General features: G+C 67.0%; 4 protein-coding genes. 3 read left to right on the top strand and 1 reads right to left on the bottom strand.

Going from position 1 to position 2577, the window contains the following annotated elements:
- Positions 1-222: 222 nt before the first annotated feature.
- The gene (locus AO501_RS13365) at positions 223-1005 is read right to left on the bottom strand and encodes a crotonase/enoyl-CoA hydratase family protein (RefSeq protein ID WP_055578190.1); all 783 of its coding nucleotides are present in this window, start codon (positions 1003-1005) and stop codon (positions 223-225) included.
- A gap of 145 nt (positions 1006-1150) precedes the next feature.
- Here AO501_RS13365 and AO501_RS37170 point away from each other — a divergent pair, with 145 nt between their 5' ends.
- From AO501_RS37170 to AO501_RS13355, 3 genes are all read left to right on the top strand, one after another.
- Positions 1151-1324 (top strand): hypothetical protein, encoded by a 174-nt coding sequence (locus tag AO501_RS37170; RefSeq protein ID WP_156452536.1) that lies wholly within the window; start codon positions 1151-1153, stop codon positions 1322-1324.
- Positions 1321-1941, top strand: a complete 621-nt coding sequence (locus AO501_RS13360; RefSeq protein ID WP_055578189.1) for a TetR/AcrR family transcriptional regulator — start codon at positions 1321-1323, stop codon at positions 1939-1941. Before AO501_RS37170 ends, AO501_RS13360 begins: the two co-directional genes overlap by 4 nt.
- A 104-nt stretch (positions 1942-2045) precedes the next feature.
- Positions 2046-2577: PE family protein (locus tag AO501_RS13355; RefSeq protein WP_156452535.1), on the top strand; the 532-nt coding region annotated here is incomplete at its 3' end.

Here is a 2577-nt window from a genome sequence, read left to right as displayed (position 1 = left end):
TCGTGCTCGGCGACGGCGGAAACGGCGGCAACGGCGGAACCGCCACGACCGCGGGCAAGGGCGGCGCCGGCGGCCCCGGCGGCTTGATGCTCGGCCAGGACGGCAGGGCCGGCTTACCGTAGCGGGGCTCGTTTCGCCGTCGACTGTGAATTACGCTGCGCAACAACCCGATTGAGGTCCGTGCGGTTCACGCTCGACGCGAGGAGCGCAGCTGGGCCGGCGTCAGCGGCCGGAGAACCTGGCTTGCCGTCGTTCGATGAACGACTGCACGCCTTCTGCGGCGTCCTCGCTGGCGAACAATGCGGCGACGTCGGGACGCAACCGCTCGATAGCCGCCACCTCACCCCGCTCGCGGGCCAGATGCGCCGACTCCAGCGTCGCCCGCACGCCCAGCGGCGCGGCACGCTCGGCGATGGTCTGAGCGATCTCCCGCCCCCGCGCGAGCGCCGCCGCGCCATCTTCGGCGACCTCCTGCACCAACCCGATCCGGTGCGCCTCGGCGGCGTCGAACTCGTCGCCGGTCAACAACCAGCGCATGGCATTGCCCCAACCGGCCTCCCGCGGCAGGCGGATGGTCGCGCCGCCGAACGGGTAGATGCCGCGCTGCACTTCCAGCTGCGTGAAACGGGTTCCGGCCGCCGCGATCCGGATGTCGGCGGCCAGCAGCAGTTCGATACCCAGCGTCATGCACCAGCCGTGGGCAACGGCGACCAGCGGCGTGGTCCAGGCGCCGTCCAGACGCCACGGGTCGCGTCCGCCCTCCGGCATCGGCGATTCACCCGACGCGATGCCGGGTCCGACGTCGACCAGGTCCAGACCGGCGGTGAAGTGGTCACCGTGGGCGAAGAGCACGCCTGCCCGCACATCGGGGTCCGATTCCAGCGCCGCGTAGGCGCGGGACAGATCGGCCAGCATCTCGCGATCGAACGAGTTGCGCTTGTGCGGCCGGTTCAGGCCGATCAGCAGGACGTGTCCGTCCCGCTCCAGGGACACCGTGTTGGTCATGGCACGAGTGAACCCCACAAATATGGATTATGCAATAGTGCATAACACAGATACTCGGCCAGATCACAGGTCGATAGCGAGCAGTTGCTTACTAAACCCCTGTATTATATGCTGCTTAGCATATTCATGGGCCGGTCCCCGGCGCATGAGCGCAACACACCTGCGGGGAGCAGCCATGTGGATCATCGAGCTCAATATCGCCGGCCATACCTTCACCCGCGAGATGCCTGACCTGCGCCGCCGCCCCTTCCGGCTGAGCGGCCGCCACCTGCACTGGCCCGCCATCCGGCACCACCACGAGCCTTCGCACGCGGCATGACACCCAGCAGCACAAAGCGCGTCGGCACCCGGGACAAGATGCTGATCAGCGCCGCCCATGTGATGCGGGAACGCGGTGCAGCAGGCGTGACCATCGACTCCGTGCTGGCACGCAGCGGCGCCCCGCGCGGTTCGGTGTACCACCACTTCCCCGAGGGCCGTAACCAGATCCTGACCGAGGCGCTGCGCTACGCCGGTGACTCCATCACGGCCAACATCGACAACGCGGTCGACCGCGGGGCCAAGGCGTTGCTGCGCGAGTTCGTCGAATTCTGGGAACGTTTGCTGACCGAGTGCGATTTCACCGCGGGATGCCCAGTGGTCGCAGCCGCGATCGGTTCGGCCGACGAGGAACTCGAACTGTCCACCGAAGCCGGTCTGATCCTGGGTCGCTGGTGCACCGCGCTGAGCCGGGCATTCGTCACCGACGGATTCGACGACGCCGACGCCGCCTCGCTGGCGGTGATGTCTATATCAGCGCTGGAGGGCGCAATCGTGCTGTGCCGATCGACCCGCAGCGTCGTCCCACTGCGTCAGGTTGGCGACCAACTCGAATTCCTGATCAAGGCAAGAGAATTCGTTCGGCGCAATGGATTGGACGATAAGCGCGCCGGATAAGACGCTTATTGGATTTGCTCGCGTTTTGTTCGAAAGCCCCAACAAGCTGCGTGATCGAGTTACGCTCCGACGAGGTCCATGGTTGCCTGTCGGGAGGTAAACGGATGTCGTACGTGTTCGCATCGACGGAATTCCTGAATTCTGCGGCCGCCGATCTGTCGAATATCGGTTCAGTGATCAGCCAAGCGAATGCAGCGGCGGCTTTGCCGACTACGGAAGTGCTGGCCGCGGGCGCGGACGAAATCTCGGCGGCGGTGGCGGCCCTGTTCGGCGTCCATGCACAGGGCTACCAAGCCCTCAGCGCGCAGGCGGCGGCCTTCCATCAGCAGTTCGTGCAGGCGATGAACGCCGGGGCCAACGCGTACGCGACCGCGGAAGCGCTGAACGTCGGACCGCTGCAACCGTTGCTCGACGTGATCAACGCGCCGACGCAGGCGCTGCTGGGCCGCCCGTTGATCGGCAACGGTGCTGACGGAACTGCGCTCAACCCCAACGGCGGGGCCGGCGGACTCCTCTACGGCAACGGCGGGAACGGTTTCAACGGTGCCGGTGGCAGGGGCGGCGACGCCGGCCTGTTCGGTAACGGCGGCAGCGGCGGGTCCGGCAACACCGGCGCGCCGGCCGTACCCGCCGGAA

Source organism: Mycobacterium gordonae, from assembly GCF_001417955.2.
Taxonomy (GTDB): Bacteria; Actinomycetota; Actinomycetes; order Mycobacteriales; family Mycobacteriaceae; genus Mycobacterium; species Mycobacterium gordonae_B.
This window is presented reverse-complemented; position numbering and strand designations above follow the sequence as displayed.